We start from the raw sequence: 21,003 nt of genomic DNA on the forward strand, positions 1-21,003 counted from the left end.
TTGAAACGTTGGCGACGTAAACGTCATGACTTGTTTAGCTTTATGCTTATGGCCTGTTATCAATCACTTGTCGTTATTCGCTGCTAGGCATAATTTTATAGCAAGGAACGTAGTCAGTGCCACCCGGCAGTTTCATGCGATGTTGTTCAACAAAGTCATTCAGCAGTTGGTCCATTTTGGTCATCAGCTCTTTGTCGCCATCAATCAGGAATGGGCCGTGTTTCTCTATCTCTAGAATACCTTCGGCTTTGACGTTACCGGCCACAATGCCAGAAAACGCTTTGCGTAAATTAGCCGCAAGGCTTTCTGTTTTCTGGTCCATATGAAGATCAAGTGCCGCCATAGACTCATGTGTCGGATCGAAGGGCAGTTGGAACTCAGGCTCAATATGCAGTGACCAGTTATAGCTATAAGCATCGCCGGTCTCTTTACGGTGAGAGCGTACATCTGGCATCGCTTGTTTCATGATTTTCGCAGCGCGTGCTGGATCATCAATTACGATTTCGTAGTGTTTCTGAGCCTCTTCCCCGAGGGTTTCACCGATGAACTTATCGATAGAGCGGAAGTAAGCTTCACTCTCTTTTGAACCCGTTAATACAATCGGCATGGGTTGGTCGACGTTATTTGGGTGCATCATGATCCCTAAGATATACAGCAACTCTTCAGCCGTACCGGGGCCACCAGGGAAAATAATGATGCCATGCGCCATACGAACGAATGCCTCAAGACGCTTCTCGATATCTGGCATGATCACCAGTTCGTTCACTATCGGATTTGGTGGCTCTGCAGCAATGATTGAAGGCTCGGTAAGCCCCAAGTAACGATGATCAGTATAGCGCTGCTTAGCGTGACCAATCGCCGCGCCTTTCATTGGCCCTTCCATTGCACCTGGTCCACAACCCGTACAGATGTTGAGTTCACGTAGGCCAAGTTCATTACCTACTTCGCGAGTGTATTGGTATTCAGTGGCATTAATTGAGTGACCACCCCAACACACGATCAGGTTAGGTTCGATGCCCGGCGTAAGTGCGCCTGCATTTCTCAAAATACCAAATACGAGGTTGGTAATATGAGTAGCATTAGTCAGGTTGAGTCTTTGGTTGTCTGCAAGATGCATGTTGACGTAGACAATGTCACGCAGCACTGAGAATAGGTGCTCTTGGATACCCTTGATGATTTCACCATCGACAAAGGCATGCTCTGGTGGGTTGCTCAGTTCGAGCTTGATACCACGCTCACGTCGCACGACTTCAACATCAAACGATTGATACTTGTCGAGCAACTCTTTGGAGTTGTCGGTGTGGCTACCCGAGTTAAGTACCGCTAACGTACAGTTACGATACAGTTGGTACAGATCACTAGACGCGGTTTTCTTAAGACGCTCAACTTCAAGTTGAGAGAGTAAATCCATGCTACCGGCAGGGCTGATATGAGTGATCATAGTGCCTCCTTGTTGAAAAGAGCAGGGGGACGTTGAAGTGACCCTCTGGCTCGAGAGTGAGAAGCAAACGTTGAAAGTGTTTGGTTAAAGGTGAGAGAGTTAACCAGACGAAACCGTTACGACAGCGTTGCTTAATGGATTATATAATCTTGCTTAACAGTCTATATGCAGGTGCTTAACGGTATATACATGGGTGCTTAGTAGCAGATGTATAGATGCTTAAGAGCTAATATAAAATAAATTAAGAGCGTATATACAGCATTGCTTGCCAAGAATGCTTGTTAAGCGAATGTTAATCATTAGCTTAGCAAACATTGAGGGAAATGGTATGTGATAAGTATTTGAAAAAATGAAATAAATTAAATCTAAGGCTGGCTTAGTTCCAAACAAGTTGGTTGGTACCGCGTTGCTTTGCTTTGTTTAGCGTCTTATTCAGTCTCTCTAATACTTCTTCAGGCGTATCAGACTCTTTAAACTGAGTACTTGCCGCACACAAGGTAATTGTGATTTGTTGGTCACGGAACTTAAAGGGTAGGCGGCTTACTTGAGCTTGGATGTTTTGAATCACTTGGTGGCAATATTCATCGGTTTGTTCTGGCAACAGCAAGACAAACTCTTCTCCAGAAAAGCGAGCCACGGTATCGGTTGTGCCTGCTTCTTTAGTAATTGTTCTCGCGATGATTTTAAGTGCCTTATCACCCGCGGTATAACCAAAGCTGTCGTTGATGGCTTTGAAGTTGTCTATGTCGAGCAGCACTACGCGCAGTGAGTGTTGTGCACGAATCCAACGGCGATACTCAAGCTCTAAGCGATCAGTAAAGGCGGTGCGATTGTAAACTTTAGTGAGCGGGTCAAGTAGCATACGCTGAGCCTGATCTTCTAAGCGCTTGCGGTAATCTTGGGTGACTTCATAGAGTGAATCTAACTGAGTCTTCCCATAACTCATTCTCTCTATTAGAGCTTGTTCTTTCTGTTCTGCGTGATTCAGTCTTTCTGAAAGAGACGCGATTTCAGTGAGTAGCGGATTAATCGTTCGCTTTAAACTATCAATTTCCTTCGCTTTCTCTACAGAGTTCTGGCTCTTAATGACAAGTTCACTTAACTCAGAGTTAAGGCCTTGGCGGTGCTCAAAGTAACTTTGGCTCTGATCGGCATTTTGGTCTGCCGTTTTGATACTGGAGGCCAGCGAGGAGTTTAGCTGATCGATAAATTGTTCAGACTTCTTACGCTCTAGGTTGGTGCCTTCAATTACCAGTTTGAGGATCTGAAGTGTCAGCTCAAGCAGATTTTGTGTGGAAACACCCAGTAGCAGTTTCGCTCGAATATCGGTAAGCAAGTCACCCGATTCACCCTCGAAATCGAGTTCAGTGATCAGATGTTGTAATTCGTTTGATAGGTCGGAAAGGAGTTCCTGTTCTGGAGAATGCGTAACGTCGGCAAAATGAGTGCGTGAGTTATTCGCCATAATCTTAATGGCACGCTCATAAATACCGAGAAGTTTCATGGCATGGTCGACTTTCTGACTGCCATTGCATTCGGAGAAGCTAAGTAAGTTTCGTAGGTCGCGTTTAAGCTGCGCTGGAAGGCCTGTTATGCGTTGCAGCGTTTCCCCACTGTGCTTAATGCTATCGTCCAGATATCCGTTCTGTTTATCCATAGCCAACGTTTTCTGCTTAAGCATCCTTTCTAATACTGCCAGCTTTGGGATCATCGAGCTAATGTCTTTTTGCTTTTCTAGCTCTTCCCGAAGGGCAATGAGGTTTTCATCTAAATGGCTGTTACTGCCAACACATGCGTCACTTAAAGATGTGACGATACGCTTTAGAACTTTTTGTTCTCTAATAAATTTGAACGAGGTGTCTCTTTGCGTCAAACGGACCTGCTCCAACTGAAGTTTCAGCTGGTGGAGTTGCGCCTGAATGTCTTTTTCAAGAATGCCCATAGATGTATTAATTAGCGCCGCGTAGACCGAGCTCGATCATTTTGATGAAATTCCGTTGCATCGATAATAACAAAACTAAAAATAAGGTCACGGCTTGCCGCTCTTAACCGCTCGCAAATCAGTCATCTTTTAGCATTTTTTTGATGTTGTCCTCATTCTGGTATGACGATTGTATCTTTATTAACCCTTGATTAATCGCATGTTTACACGCTTCTCTTATGTTACCAGTTGCAAGGCTCGCTGCGGGCGCATTATCGATAGCTTTTAAGTATACCCATTGACTGCTGCGCTCTTTGAGACTGATCTCACGCGCTAGATTCGTCGACATCAATAACACATCGAGTAGTTCTTGGTCGTTAATTGCAGTGTAAGCGCGTGGCAGGAACGGGTAGTCAGCGATGCCCATACGGACTGTTCGGTTGATGTTTCGCTCGGGTTCGAAGTTATTAACCCAAGATTGAATCTTCCTGAACAGAGCTTCAGGTGATAAATCACGGTCAGCGTTGGGCTCGATATAAAGCAGGTTCGCATCCGAGAAATGGTAGACACGAGCTGGGCCTTCAAGCTTAGATTTGAGGAATTCACCAAAAGCATCTTCGAGTTCTAGGCCTGCTTTGTAACCGTTCTGCGTGTACATATTACGTAGGAAAGGTAAGTCAATCATCACGAAGCGTAAACGGTCGTTGAGCGGTTCATGAATCAATTCACCAAGCTGCCACTGCTCAAAGGTTTGGCTGGTTTGTTCCAATGAATTTGAGAGTTTCGCATTCAGCATTCTTAGATTAGGAAGCTTAGAACGCGAATGCGTAAAGAGGTCGGTACGCAGTGAATCGACCTCTTTGGCTAAGGTTTGAATGAGGTAGCCTCGGCGCAGCACAAAGAAGAATAAGACAATGCTGAACAAGAATAGGGCAAACGAAATCTTTTGGAACTTACGATGTTCTAGTTTGTATTTCTCTAGCTCTTGTTCTTGGCCAGCATAGTGCAGGGTTTGTTCGGCAAACTCTTTTTGTTGGCGGAATGCGTCTTCCCCAACACGGTTGAGTTTTTGCTGCTCTAAAGAGACAAGGCTGTTGTATTGCTTGAGATTTGCCAATGCTTGCTGTGGACGACCTGCCTGTTCATAACCCAAGGAGAGTAAATAGTATGAGCGTTGCGACAGGCGCATATTCTCTACCTGGCGTGATATCTCAAGTGCACGTGTCGCATGCTTTATCACATCTTCGCTCTCTTGCAGGTGGTAAGCCAATCCTGCTGATAATAGCGCAGCACGACCTTCCAGTTTTGGAATGTCGGTGTACTCAAGCAGTTCAAGGGCACGGGTTAAGTACTGCTCAGCTAGAGGGTAGTTATAGAGGCGTAAGTAAGTTGCCGATAGACTTAGACGAATATCGATGACTTGGTGGATATCTCTGTCGGTACTTTCGTGGTCAAGGACGTTGAAAAAATGCACAAGAGCAAGGTTATATTTACCTTGTAAGAAGTACACATCACCCATCTTTTTAAGTACTTGAGCTAATATGGGAGAGTTTTCAAAGTTATCGTAAAAATCAGCAGCTTGAGATAGATGTTCTAATGCCTTGTCTAAGACTTGGCGCTCAAAGAAAAGCTGTGCAAGCAGGCGATTGACCTTGGCTAAGCGTGAACTCAGGTTACCTTCTACTGATTTCCAGTAGCCATACAACAACTCAGAGAGTGCGTGGTTGTACTCTTTATGTGTTAGATAAAATTCACCGACCGAGATGTGGTAGTCGATGGTAACTTTTTCTGAGTAACGCTGATCGAGGTAGGTTTTCGCTTCTTGGTAGAACTTCTCGGCTTCGTCGACCTTATTGTCATAAGAGGCGATATCAGCTTTCAGCATGATCAAACGATAGGTAATACCTTCTGTTAAACGTAAGGTTTTATTCACCGATTCTAGGTTTGCTTCAATACTTGTCAGCTCTACTGTTGCTGTGGCTGACTTTCTGTCACTCAGCCAAAGTAAACGAACTTTTAGGATCTGAAGGTCCAGCTTTAAGTAATTAAGCTTATAGGTTTTTGCGAGCTCAGAGGCTTTGTCGATGTTTTTAATCGCAATACGAATGTTGCCTAGGTTGTATTCCGCCTTGGCTAAGATTTTATACGCATCGATACTGCTGTTTGGCGTTCTAATTGAAGAGTCTGTCTCTTCGCGAGAAATTGCTGAAGGGCTTTTCTCACGTTGATCAGAAAGGACACGAAGCGTTAGGTAGCTGTTGGCCATTTGTTTTGCTTGGCTCGGCTCGATCTCAACCAAGTTATTGGCTTCATTGAGTAGCGCCGACGAATAAACCGACGCATTGACCGATGTGCTTAAGCTTAAAATAAATAGACTAACAACGTATAACCAACGCATTTCAATGTCCCTTTAAAGATTTGGTAGGTTCAAATAAGTGTGGGTGGTTCACGCCTGATTATTGGCGAGCCATACGCTTATTGTGGCTTGGTCTATCTTGCTCTGTTGAACGGTATGGATTGATATCCAGACCACCACGACGCGTGTAACGTGCAAACACGGTTAGCTTCGATGGCGCACAGTATTTCATGATATCAGTGAAGATACGCTCAACGCATTGTTCGTGGAATTCATTGTGCTCACGGAAAGAAACTAAATAGCGTAGCAGAGCTTCACGGTCAATTTGCTTGCCTGAATATGCGATCTCAACGCTGCCCCAATCCGGTTGGTTGGTGATCAAGCAGTTCGACTTCAACAGGTGGCTATGCAGAGTTTCTTCTACTTTTTGTTCGCCAGCTGCACCTTCAAGCAGTGACGCTTCAAAATCATAGCTGGTGATTTGGATATCTTGGTTGTCGATACAGTCACCTTCCATCGTCACGATAGGTTGGTTAGTGTAGTCGGTTACTGAGTTTACATTCACAATCACAGGTTCGCCTGCACATGCAGACAAATCTTGGGTCAGGCGCTCAGTGACTTGAGCCCAGTTTTCGAATTGAGTCTGGTTATAGCTGTTTAGGTACAGTTTGAAAGATTTTGATTCAATTAAATTTTGGCTGGTGGCTGGGATGAAAACTTCACCCACCGCTACTTGTGGTAGGCCGTTGATGTTTAGCCACGAAAGCTCGTACATCGTCCAAATATCATGACCAACAAAAGGCAGCTCGCCGTTTAGCGCAAGATCATCGCGATTAAGGCTACGAGGTACTGGCTGCAATAAACTTGCATCGTATTGGTTAGAGTACTCAGTTTTTTGGCCAAGGGTTAAACCCGCTAGCTCTTTTGCGTCAGAATATTTGCTCATACTTTCGTTTCAAATTCGATTAGAATGGGGTCGATTTTACTGAATCCCCATTACCCTGTCATTAAGTCATCGCTTAATCGGCGCGGAAAGGGCTCGGATTCTATTTATTATTTTGTGTTTAGGAGATTTTCATGACTCAACGTGCTCAAGACGCACTACTTTCTTTTAGTCAGCGATACGTTGACGCGTGGCAGCAGCAACACCAAAGCTTACCTCGTAATGAGGAGTTGGTGGACATCGTATCGCCATGCGTAGAAGAAAAGAGTGGCGACGCCGTGTTGTGGAAGCACTATCCACGTGAGCAATTCGCGGATTTCACCAACGTTGAAACCGGTATTGAGTTGACTCTGCATGAAGACATTAAAACTTTCTACGGTGCACAATTCAGCGCAGATATGAACGCGACCTTCGATGGTAACGAATTGACTCTGTTACAGATTTGGAGTGATGAAGACTTCGAATGCCTGCAAGAAAACATTTTGGGTCACTTAGTCACTCAGCGTCGTTTAAAGCTAAAACCCACGGTTTTCATTGCCGCGACCGATGCAGAGCTAGATGTTATCTCTATCTGTAATCTGACGGGTAACGTGATCCTAGAGCGCTTAGGCACCAAAAATCGTGATGTATTAGCCGAGACATTGGCAGAATTTTTAGAAAAGCTACAACCAGCGGTATAAATAGAATCAAGTGAGCTCTTCTAATGAAGACTTTCTATGATACCAAAAGACTAGGAACGTCAACCTAAGCCTAGGTTGACGATGATATTTACACTATTGGTTAGTTATTGATCCAAAGCTTATAAAAATCACTGTATCCCGACTTGTTTATGTAAAGCCCATTAACTTGTTTCGCTTGAACTACTTCTTCTTGTCCCCAAAAAAGTGGGAGTAAAGAGCTTTCAGAACATAGTTGATTAAACCGCGTGACTAATTGCGGTAGTTGGTCTTCATTTGCTAATTGCTTATGAAGGTCAGATGTGTGTTCTAAAAGTTGTTCATAAGGGTAAATAAATCGAATGGCAGTGCTGGCTAACAGCCATTCATAAAGACCGAACTCTAGGGGTTGTTCTATAACCTCTTCTACAAATAAGAGATCGGCTTGATCTCTAAGCATTTCTGGTGTGCTCGCATTGGGTAAGATAACGACATCCACGATTATACCTGTCTCGGAAATTTTTTTAATTAACCAGTTAGAAAGGTGCTCAAGATACTTAATTGTCCATTTCGGGTGCGTTAAGACCAACTTTCCACTTAATATAGGTGTCGAAATCGGGTTTATAGAGCATGAAGAAGACTCATTTAGTGTCATCGGGTGTAAGTTTTCACTGGCGCTAAATTGGTTTCGAATTGATTTTAGGTACTTAAAAAGGTTATCGATCGTGTGGGGTGAAATATCACTACTTTCACGCATATTATAAGCTAAGTATGAAAAGGCTTGGATTAGATGCTTTTCTGTTTCGAGGGCTGGATGATTGAAACTTACAAAGTGCTCAAGTTGGCTGCCTTGGTGTGAAAGCGTTATTTCTTGAAGCAATGCGTTTTTAGCAAAGTAATGTGGGTTCTTTCTTAGTACGACCTTATCTTTATCCCAACAAGATAGTGAGAATGGACCGGTACCGATGGGTATATTTCTCTTCTTAGAGAAGGAAAGGCTGCGACTAGTACAAACTGAAGCATTCGCTGTAGCAAGACAATATAGGAAAAGTGGATTTTCACTTTCTAGTTGAATGCAAACGGCTCTTTCAGACTCTGAAAAATAGATATCTTCAACTTGCTTGAATAATAGACTAACTGGACCTTGTGTATTTTTTAGTTCTCTAAGGCTAAAGACCACATCATCTATAGTCAAAGGCAATCCATCATGGCAAATTACTTCTGGTCTGATCCAGAGGTAGATACGTTTGCCATCTACCCTGTAATCATAGGCTAGTTGAGTCTCCAATTTCCCGTGTACATTAACTATGAGTAAGGTGTCGTAAAGACTTCGAGCTATTTGTAGCTCTGAAAACCGGTAAGTCAAAGTTGGATTTAGTTCATTAACCCAAGGATATTGAGTGATCACTAGAGAATTTGATTCTTCTTTATTTCTATTGGATTCAAGCATTGCTTGATTTAAAGCATTGGCCGCAACTTCTTGATAGGTATGTAGAATCTTAGCAATAACGTCAAAGTTGCTTGATTCGATTTCACTGCTAACGGTCTGATAGATTGCTTGATACATTGAGACTGTTATTTGGATGGTGCTACTTTTCCCTCTCCCTATACCTGGTTGCCAGAAAATCCAATTGTAATCCCCTAAAATTTTTAGAATGTTGGATGTGTTACGTCGGGAGGTGGCAAACACGTTTTCCAGTTCATCTAAGTTAACCTCATAAAGGACTGAATGATCGTAGTGGCCCAACAATTGGTTTAGCCTGCGAAGGCATGTTTCAGTCATATTTCTATCGCTATATAATGTGTTTGGGCTTTTAAGTAAATCGAGTTCTGTGGATATAGTTGAGCTAATCTAAATATAGAGTTGGGAATATGGTGTACATACGCTATTAACGATGTTGTTATAAGCATTATTTGATGATTCTGGTAATGTATGAAACTTTATTAGTATTATATTGGCGTGAAGTGATTGCTAATTTTAACACACCATTATTTCCCTTTTTATTTTCGGGCTAATAATATAACTATTTATAAATAATAGGTGGTTGTTTTTTGGTTGTTATTATAAAGTCTCAATATTGAGACGAGGATGGGATGCACTGCATCCCATCTTATCGTGTTAATGTGCTTTTGGAAGAGTTGTAAATATATTCCACTCTTCTTTTACTTCACCTTTATGCCCTACGACCGTAGCTGTAACCTTTCGATTTAGAGCATGGCTTATTTCATCAATACCTATTGAACTCAGTTGAGTATCACCAAAGCCTACAATCCTTATTCGACTTTCTTTTATGCCCAAATTTATTATTTTGTTACGAACTTGTTTAGCTCTACGTGTCGAAAGAGTCATGTTGTATTGGTGATTTCCGACGTTACTGGCGTAACCTTGAATTTCAATTGCGGTATTCGAATACTGCTTTAAGAAGTTAACCATACCTTTGATTTGCTGATCATAAATTGAATTTATTATATCGGAGTCATTATTGAATAAGATTCGAATAACATATGAATCCTCTGTCTCAACAAGGCTTCCACATCCATCATTGTCTATCTCAGCAAATTGAGGGGTGTCTGGGCAAAGGTCTCTTTCATTGATGACCCCATCACTATCTTGGTCAAACTGGTCTGCAACTTGACTTATAGTCGGGGTTGGGATGTAACTAATTTCATCACTTGCTTGAATGTTGAAAGTAAAAAATAGAAAAGACCAAAAAATGGTTTGTTTGTACATTAGTAATCCACCTTATCTGTCCACTCTGTTGGTAAGTTAACTCTCAATGCATTCAATAGGTTGCCTGTAGAAGTAAGGACTCTATATTTAGCGTATTGCTCGGAGTATTTTGCTTCAACGTAACCTTTTCGTGACTCGAAAAGTTCATTTTCAGTATTCAAAAGATCGAGCAAAGTACGTTTGCCTATTAAGTATTGTTTTTCGTAAGCAATTACTGTTTCAGAAGCCGAGTCCACATGATCTGCAAGGAACACTTTTTGTTGAGATGTCATTTCTAAAGCGCTCCAAGAAAGTTGTAGCTCTTCTTTAACTGATCGATATGCTCTCTCTCGTAAATCTTTGGCTTTGTTTAATTGGTAAGCCATTTCTGAGCTCTTTGCTGAATCTCGACCTCCATTATAAAGATTATAATTAAGTCGTATCATCGCTGTTGTTTCATCGCTACTACCTTTTATTCCTCCAGCATCCACTTTCCAGCTCTGCTTAGCTTCAAAAGAAAGTGTTGGGAAGTAGTTCGATTGACTTTGTTTATATTGGAATTTTGCAGACTCAACATCCACTTGTGATATTTTAATAACAGGATGAGATTCATAGGCTTGCTCTTGAGCTAGCTCTAACGTTAATGGGATAAAGTTTTTATCGGCTCGAGGAAAAACAAGGGACTGAGGAGCTTCTCCAACAAGGCGTATGAAAGTGGTCTGTGAGTCAATCAAGTTGTTTTCAGCTGCGATTAAATTACTGTGTGCTTTTGCTAGGCGAGCTTCAATTTGCGTGAGATCTGCAGTTGAACTGATACCCGAATCAGTGCGCTTTTTTATGTCCACGTATATTTTTTCGTGTGTTGCGAGATTACTCTCTGATAGAGCGAGAATCTCAAAGCCTTCAATAGTCTCAATATAAACTCTGACTACGTCGAGTGCTGTATTTTGTGCATTCGATAATAGCTGGAGTCGAACTGACTCAGCATCTGCAGAGACACGATCAATATCATTCAGAGTTTTTGAACCATCCCATATCAACTGATTTAGCGTAAGTGATGCTTCTCTACGTGTCATTTCAGTTGATCCGCGAGCGATTTCAGAAGACGGATTAATTGCTTCATATCCTACTCCTGCATCTAAATCCAAACTCGGTTTATAGGCTCCTGTAGATGCATCAATTAAATAGCGTTTGCTTATATATTCATTAAACGCACTTTTAATTTCTGGATTTGTAGCAAAGGTTTGTGATACCGCTTGCTCTAAAGACTGTGCCCAAGAAGGTAGTGGTAATAAAAGTCCACTGCACAGTAAGCTACAGTAAATTAGCTTCAAGGAAATTCTCCAATTTGTTAATAATATTTAAATCATTATTTGTTTTTATTGATTTAGAATGAATGACAATGCTTAAAGAATGTCATTCAATATTCTTAGGTTATTACTGGCTATAAACTTATTTTTAATCGAAAAATATATATCACTTCTTCAATTTTGAATGTTTTAATAAAATATTATTGTTTGAATAAAAATAAAACAAATTTAAAACATGAAAATTTAAGCCCATAAAAGTGCGTGTTTTATATGGGCCGTTTGATGATAAATTACCCAATTATTTTTCTTGTCAATAAATGAGCTTGTTGTGTTGGGTTTGATTGATGAATCTAATCGATGATTTCTAGGGGATATGAGCAGTGGTCGACAGAATGAAGTTAGCAGTAGAAACGTATGTTGTTATAGGTTTAGATGGTAAAATTAAAGTAGTCGAACCTGGGCAGCAGTTGTTTCCTGGTGAAATTATTGTCGAAACGTTTGAAGGCAATAAAGAACCTGAAATTACGTTTGTTGATCAACACGAAAATATTGACATATCACCAGATGTTATTGCGTTATTCAATGCTCTCGAAGACGGCTTAGACCCTACTTTATTAGGGAGTGAATTTGCTACCGCGTCTGGAAATGTCAGTGGATCTAGTTTGATAACTTCTGGAAGTATTGAAAGAGATGGCGTGGAAGTTTTAGCGAAAACGTTCTTTGAGACCAAGGGGGTAAATGAAGCTCAACAAGTCACTTTGAACACTGTTTTGAATTCTTCTATTGATGTTATTTCTGAATCAGTATCCGCTATTATTAGTGGAAGTGATGACGGCGCGGTGCAAGAAGACGTGACGCTGACTACCGGCGGTAATTTAAGTGTCGACGATCCAGATTTAGACGAAGCGGTGTTTACCGCGCAGACCGATATTCAAGATGGCAACTACGGTTCGTTCAGTATCGATGCGGACGGTGAGTGGACGTACACACTCAACAATGACCACGCGGATGTTCAAGCGCTGGACGCCGACTCAGATCCAATCACTCGTACCTTCACGGTAGAAACTGCAGATGGCAGCACGCATGAGATTGCAGTGACCATCACTGGCTCAGACGACGCAGCGGTTATCACGCCAAGCATTCCGGGCGATGATAAAGGCGCAGTGCAAGAAGACGTGACGCTGACCACGGGCGGCAATCTCAATGTTGACGATCCAGATTTAGGCGAAGCGGTGTTTACCGCGCAGACCGATATTCAAGATGGTCACTACGGCACGTTCAGTATCGATGCGGACGGTGAGTGGACCTATGTGCTCAACAATGACCACGCGGATGTTCAAGCGCTAGACGCCGACTCTGATCCCATCGTTCGCACTTTCACGGTAGAAACTGCAGATGGCAGCACGCATGAGATTGCAGTGACCATCACTGGCTCAGACGACGCGGCGGTAATCAAGCCAAGCATTCCGGGTGATGATAAAGGCGCGGTGCAAGAAGACATGACGCTGACCACGGGCGGCAATCTCAATGTTGACGATCCAGATTTAGGCGAAGCGGTGTTTACCGCGCAGACCGATATTCAAGATGGTCACTACGGCACGTTCAGTATCGATGCAGACGGTGAGTGGACCTATGTGCTCAACAATGACCACGCGGATGTTCAAGCGCTAGACGCCGACTCTGATCCCATCGTTCGCACTTTCACGGTAGAAACTGCAGATGGCAGCACGCATGAGATTGCAGTGACCATCACTGGCTCAGACGACGCGGCGGTAATCACGCCAAGCATTCCGGGTGATGATATTGGCGCAGTGCAAGAAGACGTGACGCTGACGACGGGCGGCAATCTCAATGTTGACGATCCGGATTTAGGCGAAGCGGTGTTTACCGCGCAGACCGATATTCAAGATGGTCACTACGGCACGTTCAGTATCGATGCAGACGGTAAGTGGACCTATGTTCTCAACAATGACCACGCGGATGTTCAAGCGCTGGACGCCGACTCTACTCCAATCGTTAGCACTTTCACGGTAGAAACTGCGGATGGCAGCACGCATGAGATTGCAGTGACCATCACGGGCTCCGACGACGCAGCGGTTATCACGCCAAGCATTCCGGGTGATGATAAAGGCGCGGTGCAAGAAGACGTGACGCTGACCGCGGGCGGCAACCTTAATGTTGACGATCCGGATTTGGACGAAGCGGTGTTTACCGCGCAGAGCGATATTCAAGATGGTAACTACGGCACCTTCAGTATCGATGCGGACGGTGAATGGACCTATGTGCTCAACAATGACCACGCGGATGTCCAAGCGCTAGATTCAGACTCTACTCCAATTGTTCGCACCTTCACGGTCGCGACTGCGGATGGCAGCACGCATGAGATTGCCGTGACCATCACGGGTTCAGACGACGCGGCGGTTATCACGCCAAGCATTCCGGGTGACGATAAAGGCGCAGTGCAAGAAGACGTGACGCTGACGACCGGTGGTAACCTCAATGTCGACGATCCAGATTTGGACGAAGCGGTGTTTACCGCGCAGACCGATGTTCAAGATGGGAACTACGGTTCGTTCAGTATCGATGCGGACGGTGAATGGACCTATGTGCTCAACAATGACCACGCGGATGTCCAAGCGCTAGATTCAGACTCTACTCCAATTGTTCGCACCTTCACGGTCGCGACTGCGGATGGCAGCACCCATGAAATTCAAGTAACCATCACGGGCTCCGACGATGCGGCGATTATCACGCCAAGCATTCCGGGTGATGATAAAGGCGCAGTGCAAGAAGACGTGACGCTGACGACCGGCGGCAACCTCAATGTTGACGATCCGGATTTGGACGAAGCGGTGTTTACCGCGCAGAGCGATGTTCAAGATGGTAACTACGGCACGTTCAGTATCGATGCGGACGGTGAGTGGACGTACACACTCAACAATGACCACGCGGATGTCCAAGCGCTAGATTCAGATTCTACTCCAATTATTCGCACCTTCACGGTCGCGACTGCGGATGGCAGCACCCATGAAATTCAAGTAACCATCACGGGCTCCGACGATGCGGCGATTATCACGCCAAGCATTCCGGGTGATGATAAAGGCGCAGTGCAAGAAGACGTGACGCTGACGACCGGCGGCAACCTCAATGTTGACGATCCGGATTTGGACGAAGCGGTGTTTACCGCGCAGAGCGATGTTCAAGATGGGAACTACGGCACGTTCAGTATCGATGCGGACGGTGAGTGGACGTACACACTCAACAATGACCACGTGGATGTCCAAGCGCTAGATTCAGACTCGACTCCAATTATTCGCACCTTCACGGTAGAAACTGCGGATGGCAGCACGCATGAGATTGCAGTGACCATCACGGGCTCAGACGACGCGGCGGTTATCACGCCAAGCATTCCGGGTGATGATAAAGGCGCAGTGCAAGAAGACGTGACGCTGACGACCGGCGGTAACCTCAATGTTGACGATCCGGATTTGGACGAAGCGGTGTTTACCGCGCAAACTGATGTTCAAGATGGTAACTACGGCACCTTCAGTATCGATGCAGACGGTAAGTGGACCTATGTGCTCAATAATGACCACGCGGATGTTCAAGCGCTGGACGCCGACTCTGATCCCATCGTTCGCACTTTCACGGTAGAAACTGCGGATGGCAGCACGCATGAGATTGCAGTGACCATCACGGGCTCAGACGACGCGGCGGTTATCACGCCAAGCATTCCGGGTGACGATAAAGGCGCAGTGCAAGAAGACGTGACGCTGACGACCGGCGGTAACCTCAATGTTGACGATCCGGATTTGGACGAAGCGGTGTTTACCGCGCAAACTGATGTTCAAGATGGTAACTACGGCACCTTCAGTATCGATGCAGACGGTAAGTGGACCTATGTGCTCAATAATGACCACGCGGATGTCCAAGCGCTAGACGCCGACTCTGATCTCATCGTTCGCACTTTCACGGTAGAAACTGCGGATGGCAGCACGCATGAGATTGCAGTGACCATCACGGGTTCAGACGACGCGGCGGTTATCACGCCAAGCATTCCGGGTGATGATAAAGGCGCAGTGCAAGAAGACGTGACGCTAACGACCGGCGGCAACCTCAATGTCGACGACCCGGATTTAGGCGAAGCGGTGTTTACCGCGCAGACCGATGTTCAAGATGGCAACTACGGTTCGTTCAGTATCGACGCGGACGGGGAGTGGACGTACACACTCAACAATGACCACGCGGATGTTCAAGCGCTGGACGCCGACTCAGATCCAATCACTCGTACCTTCACGGTAAAAACTGCAGATGGCAGCACGCATGAGATTGCAGTGACCATCACGGGCTCCGACGACGCGGCGGTTATTACCCCAAGTATTCCGGGTGATGATAAAGGCGCAGTGCAAGAAGACGTAACGCTGACCGCGGGCGGCAACCTTAATGTTGACGACCCGGATTTGGACGAAGCGGTGTTTACCGCGCAGACTGATATTCAAGATGGCAATTACGGCACCTTCAGTATCGATGCGGACGGGGAGTGGACGTACACGCTCAACAATGACCACGCGGATGTTCAAGCGCTGGACGCCGACTCGACTCCAATTATTCGCACCTTCACGGTAGAAACTGCGGATGGCAGCACGCATGAGATTGCAGTGACCATCACTGGAACAGACGATAAACCTGAATTTGTCAGTGGCAACAACGACTCGCATGGCCTAAACAGTTTGGGACTCGTTGATGATGATGTTTATTCATTCTCTGTGCCTGAAAATAGCCAAGGTCAAACTGTTGGTCAGGTCGGGGCATTTGATGTCGATAGCGCAAGTCAATTGACCTATTCTCTTAGCAATCATACCGACCTCTTTCAGATTGATGCTGCATCTGGTGAGATTTCATTGAAATCTGGTGTATCACTCAACTACGAAGACAATGAAAGCTACAGTGTAGATGTGCTCGTTGCCGATGAGTCCGGAGAGACAGACACCGCTCAAGTACATATAAAAGTCGGTGACGTTAATGAAGGTCCGACTGCTCTAGATGACAAAGGCATCACGACTGAAACCAAAACATTAGATTCATCGAACTGGATAACCAGCAACGATATCAAAGTCGATGTCTATGTGATTGACAGTGTGACTCGAGAAAAAGTTGCAGATGCAACTCTGGCAGATTACACCGGGGATGGTGACAATAAATACGGTGTGCATTCTGAACTTGATAACCCTTCTGATCGTGTTCAATCTGGCCAAATTGGTTACGATGATGCAACTCAGAAGAGTGAAGCGATGAGTTTCACTTTTGCTAATAATCAACTTGCTAATCATGCACAAGTTGAAGTTAAAAACTTATGGACAGATACAAATAATGGAAGCTGGGAACCGGGTATTGAGCAAGGCGTATGGAAAGCCTATTTTGAGGGTGAATTAATTGCAACAGGCGTATTTGAAGGAAATCGTGGTGGTAGCCAATTAGTTTCTATTGATGCCTCCGGACGCTACTTTGATACGATTGAATTGTCTGCAATTGGCTATAAAGATGGGGTTGTTGACCCTAAAGGTTCCGAATATTTCGTTACTGAAGTGTCTGCTGATTTAACGTCTTTCGATAGTAATTACCACACACACGGAACTGGCCTATTAACTTTAGATGTGCTCACCAATGATAGTGATCCAGAAAACGATGAGTTAACTATTGTTGATTACCCACAGGCGGACTATATAACGCTTCAAAACGGTCAATTTGTTTTTGATGCCGAAAAGTACCTAGATAGCTTACCGTTAACAGAGCAATCATTAAGTGCAGGTGAAGTTAAAACTGTAGAGTTTGAGTACACTATTCAAGATGAGGATGGGTTGCAGGATACAGCCAGCGTCACCGTTACCATAATCGGAGAATCTATTTCACTTGATAATGAATCAGTTACTCTTGAAGAATCTGACTTAGGTGCGAATCAGACCGTATTTGTCGAAGGTGAACTTGATGCAGATCTTGGTTCAGCGGAAGAAGCGGAGTATCGATTCGATAGTACACAAGATCTTTTTGGTTTAACGAGTAACGGTTTGGTAGTCCAGTTTGAACTTTCTCAAGACCAAACAGAATTTAGTGCGTTTACTGAGGTTAATGGTCATCGAGTTGATGTGCTTTCGGCAAAGATTGATCAGGCTACTGGTGAGTATCAAGTATCGCAACATGCGGCACTTGATCATCTAGAACAGGGTAATGATTCATTGATGCTTGAGTTAAATATCACGCTAGATGTCGGTCATCAAGTGGAGCAAGCACAGCTAAATATTGAAGTGGTTGATGTTGTTCCTGAAGCTGGAGTTCATCAACATACGATAAAAGATGTGCAACCTCAGTCTAACTCGGTCGTGATTGCACTAGATGCATCTGACTCTATGAAGGATACCGTTCTGGATTCAAATGGTGTGCAAACGACAAGATGGGATCTAGCACAAACTTCAATAAAAAGTATGTTTGAGAAATACCATGAACTGGGAGATGTGAAGTTCCAAATTGCTACTCACTCTGGTTCTCCAAGCGGTAAAATCTCTAGTTGGATCGAGTCAGAGCAAGACATTACAGATTTCTTTGCTACTGTATCTCCATCTGGTTGGACACCTTATTATGAAGCGATTGAGCAGGTTGAAGATATCGTTTCAGCTGATAGTTTCTCTAGCCAAGTCGCGGGTTCTAATACCCAGTTGTACTTTATCTCTGATGGGCAGCCTTCAGATTTCAGTGGCTGGACTCGTCAAGATTTCTATTCCTCTCAAGCTCGAACAAGCTTAATGGATGACTTAGACCCGGCGCATTTTAGTAGCCAATCACATTATGATGACTTGTTAGCTGGCCGAGTGGCTCCGACAGATGCCGAAGAAAAATTGATTCTAGAATTAGCGATGGAAAATGGAATGTCAGCTAATGGGCATACCTTTAATAATATTTGGGCGCTTGGTATTGGTGATAGTGCTTCTTTGAATTATCTCAAACCAGTGGCGACTAGTTCTGGTTCTGCATTGGTTGTTGACGAGTCAAATGTAGAGAATGTTTTAGTGACTACCGTTCCTGGTGAAGTTCAAAGTGATGTTTTTTCTCAAGTTGGCGGTGAAATTCAATGGGTTAATTCTATTGAAATCAAAGGTGAAAACTACCAGTTTGATAAACAAACAGGCACAGTATCGAAAACGGATGTTAATGGGATATCTTCTCAAGTTTCAGAACATTCTCTGCTTGAAGTAGAAACGAACTTTGGCCAGTTAACGATTAATTTTGAAAATGGTTGGTATGACTATAAAGCGAATAATGTCGATGGTGATCAAAGTGAAAGCTTTGCATTCAAAGTCATTGATGCTGATGGTGATATTGCAACTAACGATATTACAATAAATATCAAAGACGGTGCCCCAGAATTTATTTCTCCAAACGATGAAGATCAGATTCGAGGCTCTGATGGACACGGTTTAGCAACCACCGACACCATTAGTTTTGACGTTGCTGAGCATGAGAGCGGAATTTTGGTTGGTAAAGTTGCAGCATTTGACCCTGACAACGATACGATCACTTATACCCTTAAAGGGGATGATAGTGACAAATTCCGCATAGACAGTAATACGGGAGAGATTTGGTTAAAAGATTCAGACGCTTTAGATTTTGATCTTTTTTCAGCTCATGAATTGTTCGTAGAAGCAAGTGATGGCAGCGACTTAGATCAAACTACAGTTACTCTGAATGTCTTTGAAAATAGGGCGCCGGAGAACACTGCAGTAGTTGGTTTTGCTGAAGTAGAAGAGCAACCTATCAATAAGATCACAGTTGTGTTCGATGTTTCTAGCAGTATGACTCGGACTTTTGATGGGACGAATACGTATAGAGATAGTGGCTTACCGGATGAAGTTCTTGCTTCACGTACAGAGTCAAGAGCGTATAAGGCAGCAGAAGCTCTACATGAAATGGTTGAAGATCTAATACAACAAGGTGGAGCTTCAAATAGCTACATTCGCTTGGTTAAATTTGCAGGTGAAACTGAAGAGCAAAGTTGGTTTGAACTTGGTGACGTTCTTGAGATGACACGTCCGCCAGAGCTGAATGGGCGTGAGCTCACGGACATGACTTACCTGACGGATGTCAATAAGTATGTGAATGAGTGGTGCTGGATCGACAATAGAGGAATGAACACCGATTACAATGATGCCTTGGAAGCTGTCATGGCACCAAGTGATAGTTCTAATCGTTTCCCGTGGCAGGATGGCCTAAACGATCAAGGTGAACTGGATTGGGATCTTTTACTTAAAGAGCAGCCAATCGAGAGCCATGATTCTATCTTCTTCATGTCAGATGGAGCTCCGAACCCTAGAGACGGGGCTGTGGTTGCTGATGACCTAAGTGACCGCTGGGAGCAATATGTTCAAGATAACCAAGCTTCTGTTTATGGTATTGGTATTGCGACGCGTGGTGACGAAAATGTTGCGGATGCAATGAATGGCATTACTGATACTGTCGTATATGTAGACTCTGGAGAAAGTTTAGGACAACTGCTTAAACATTACACGCCGGAGCCTATTGCTGGTGAGTTATTGTCGGGTAGTTTCGATCCCGATGGTGATACGCTACAGGTGTCTACTCAAACTAATGACTTTAGATTGATGAATACCGAGTTTATGGGCTTTGATACACCGCCCAATGTGACCTCTTCTGTTGCTAGTGAAAATGGTCTTCTGAGTGTGACAACAGAGTTTGGTGTCTTGGAAGTATACTCAAATGGAAGTTATAACTTTACCCAAGACGAGAACTTTAACTTGTCGAATGGTCAGCAAATAAATATGAATTTTGCTTTTGAGGTTACGGACGGTAAAGGGCAAAACAGTGACAATGTATTTAGTTTAATTCTAACCGAAAAAGGAGCAGTCCCTGTCATTCAAGAGAGTGTGACACTTTCTGGCGATGAGTTGGGTAATACGATTCTTGGTTCTGAAAGTATTGATATACTACTCGGCCAGCAAGGCAGTGATACCTTACATGGTAACCAAGGGGATGACTTTTTACTTGGCGGTGAAGGTGATGATGTACTCATTGGTGGCTTAGGTAATGACATTTTGACGGGGGGAGAGGGCAAAGACGCTTTTGTTTTTGAGCAAGACTCAGTGGATGGTTTGTCACGCGATACTATTACTGATTTCACTTTTGGTGATGACAATATTGACCTCACAGACCTTCTTGACCTGACTGGAGATGATGTTACTAATATGGAAATGCTACTAGAGCATGTTACAGCTTCATTAACTGCGGATAGTAGTATTGAGTTAGCGATCGAAGCGGAATCTGGCCAATCTGTTGCAGTTGAGATGACCAACTTGGATTTATCAGGCTTCGATATGAGCGCTATGACAACATCCAATGAAATTGTAGAGCAGTTGTTCCAACAACAAACTTTTACGTAAAAACGTGGTTTAACTTGTGTTGAACAGAGTAGAAAGCCAATCAATTGGTTTTCTACTTGCCTGAAGATGATATGCGTTTTTAACTGGCTGCTCTAGAGCTCCAGGCAGTAGGATTAAGCTATAAGCGAATATTTATTTAATTCGGGGTCATCCGTATTATTAAGCTAAGTACAATAGTATAAATAGTCGTTATAATGATGCTATTAATAGAACCACATAT

Annotated in this window: 9 protein-coding genes; 2 read left to right on the top strand and 7 right to left on the bottom strand. The window is 43.9% G+C overall.

Annotated features, from left to right (window positions below; genetic code table 11):
- Positions 1–73: 73 nt before the first annotated feature.
- The 4 genes from ppnN to queF form a co-directional block, all read right to left on the bottom strand.
- Complete coding sequence (ppnN, locus tag AACU28_RS12210) at positions 74–1,441, bottom strand: nucleotide 5'-monophosphate nucleosidase PpnN (protein ID WP_004734386.1); 1,368 nt, start codon at positions 1,439–1,441, stop codon at positions 74–76.
- Between the two features lie 376 nt (positions 1,442–1,817).
- Positions 1,818–3,383, bottom strand: coding sequence for a GGDEF domain-containing protein (locus AACU28_RS12215; RefSeq protein ID WP_004734387.1), 1,566 nt, complete (start codon positions 3,381–3,383; stop codon positions 1,818–1,820).
- 118 nt (positions 3,384–3,501) lie between these two features.
- Positions 3,502–5,760: a tetratricopeptide repeat protein gene (locus AACU28_RS12220; RefSeq protein WP_017087478.1), complete on the bottom strand. Its 2,259-nt coding sequence runs from the start codon at positions 5,758–5,760 to the stop codon at positions 3,502–3,504.
- Positions 5,761–5,818: 58 nt separating this feature from the next.
- The gene (queF, locus tag AACU28_RS12225) at positions 5,819–6,664 is read right to left on the bottom strand and encodes an NADPH-dependent 7-cyano-7-deazaguanine reductase QueF (RefSeq protein WP_108195360.1); all 846 of its coding nucleotides are present in this window, start codon (positions 6,662–6,664) and stop codon (positions 5,819–5,821) included.
- Positions 6,665–6,795: 131 nt separating this feature from the next.
- Here queF and syd point away from each other — a divergent pair, with 131 nt between their 5' ends.
- On the top strand, positions 6,796–7,341 hold the full coding sequence (gene syd, locus AACU28_RS12230; protein ID WP_017089736.1) for a SecY-interacting protein: 546 nt from the start codon (positions 6,796–6,798) through the stop codon (positions 7,339–7,341).
- Positions 7,342–7,441: 100 nt separating this feature from the next.
- Here syd and AACU28_RS12235 read toward each other — a convergent pair whose 3' ends face one another.
- The 3 genes from AACU28_RS12235 to AACU28_RS12245 form a co-directional block, all read right to left on the bottom strand.
- The gene (locus AACU28_RS12235) at positions 7,442–9,100 is read right to left on the bottom strand and encodes an ABC transporter substrate-binding protein (protein ID WP_108177419.1); all 1,659 of its coding nucleotides are present in this window, start codon (positions 9,098–9,100) and stop codon (positions 7,442–7,444) included.
- Positions 9,101–9,436: 336 nt separating this feature from the next.
- Positions 9,437–10,048 (bottom strand): OmpA family protein, encoded by a 612-nt coding sequence (locus AACU28_RS12240; protein WP_102444378.1) that lies wholly within the window; start codon positions 10,046–10,048, stop codon positions 9,437–9,439.
- Positions 10,048–11,361 carry a TolC family outer membrane protein gene (locus AACU28_RS12245; protein WP_121603006.1) on the bottom strand — a complete coding sequence of 438 codons (1,314 nt, stop codon included), beginning with the start codon at positions 11,359–11,361 and terminating at the stop codon, positions 10,048–10,050. Before AACU28_RS12245 ends, AACU28_RS12240 begins: the two co-directional genes overlap by 1 nt.
- 368 nt (positions 11,362–11,729) lie before the next feature.
- Here AACU28_RS12245 and AACU28_RS12250 point away from each other — a divergent pair, with 368 nt between their 5' ends.
- Complete coding sequence (locus tag AACU28_RS12250; RefSeq protein ID WP_121603007.1) at positions 11,730–20,783, top strand: VCBS domain-containing protein; 9,054 nt, start codon at positions 11,730–11,732, stop codon at positions 20,781–20,783.
- Positions 20,784–21,003 lie beyond the last annotated feature (220 nt).

Source organism: Vibrio sp. SBT000027 (genome assembly GCF_963894355.1).
Taxonomy (GTDB): Bacteria; Pseudomonadota; Gammaproteobacteria; order Enterobacterales; family Vibrionaceae; genus Vibrio; species Vibrio splendidus.

What these genes read in the sequence shown, in the direction of transcription:
- ppnN (WP_004734386.1), bottom strand. Translation starts at nt 1,441, where the DNA reads ATGATCACTCATATCAGCCCTGCCGGTAGCATGGATTTACTCTCTCAA.
- AACU28_RS12215 (WP_004734387.1), bottom strand. Translation starts at nt 3,383, where the DNA reads ATGGGCATTCTTGAAAAAGACATTCAGGCGCAACTCCACCAGCTGAAA.
- AACU28_RS12220 (WP_017087478.1), bottom strand. Translation starts at nt 5,760, where the DNA reads ATGCGTTGGTTATACGTTGTTAGTCTATTTATTTTAAGCTTAAGCACA.
- queF (WP_108195360.1), bottom strand. Translation starts at nt 6,664, where the DNA reads ATGAGCAAATATTCTGACGCAAAAGAGCTAGCGGGTTTAACCCTTGGC.
- syd (WP_017089736.1), top strand. Translation starts at nt 6,796, where the DNA reads ATGACTCAACGTGCTCAAGACGCACTACTTTCTTTTAGTCAGCGATAC.
- AACU28_RS12235 (WP_108177419.1), bottom strand. Translation starts at nt 9,100, where the DNA reads ATGACTGAAACATGCCTTCGCAGGCTAAACCAATTGTTGGGCCACTAC.
- AACU28_RS12240 (WP_102444378.1), bottom strand. Translation starts at nt 10,048, where the DNA reads ATGTACAAACAAACCATTTTTTGGTCTTTTCTATTTTTTACTTTCAAC.
- AACU28_RS12250 (WP_121603007.1), top strand. Translation starts at nt 11,730, where the DNA reads ATGAAGTTAGCAGTAGAAACGTATGTTGTTATAGGTTTAGATGGTAAA.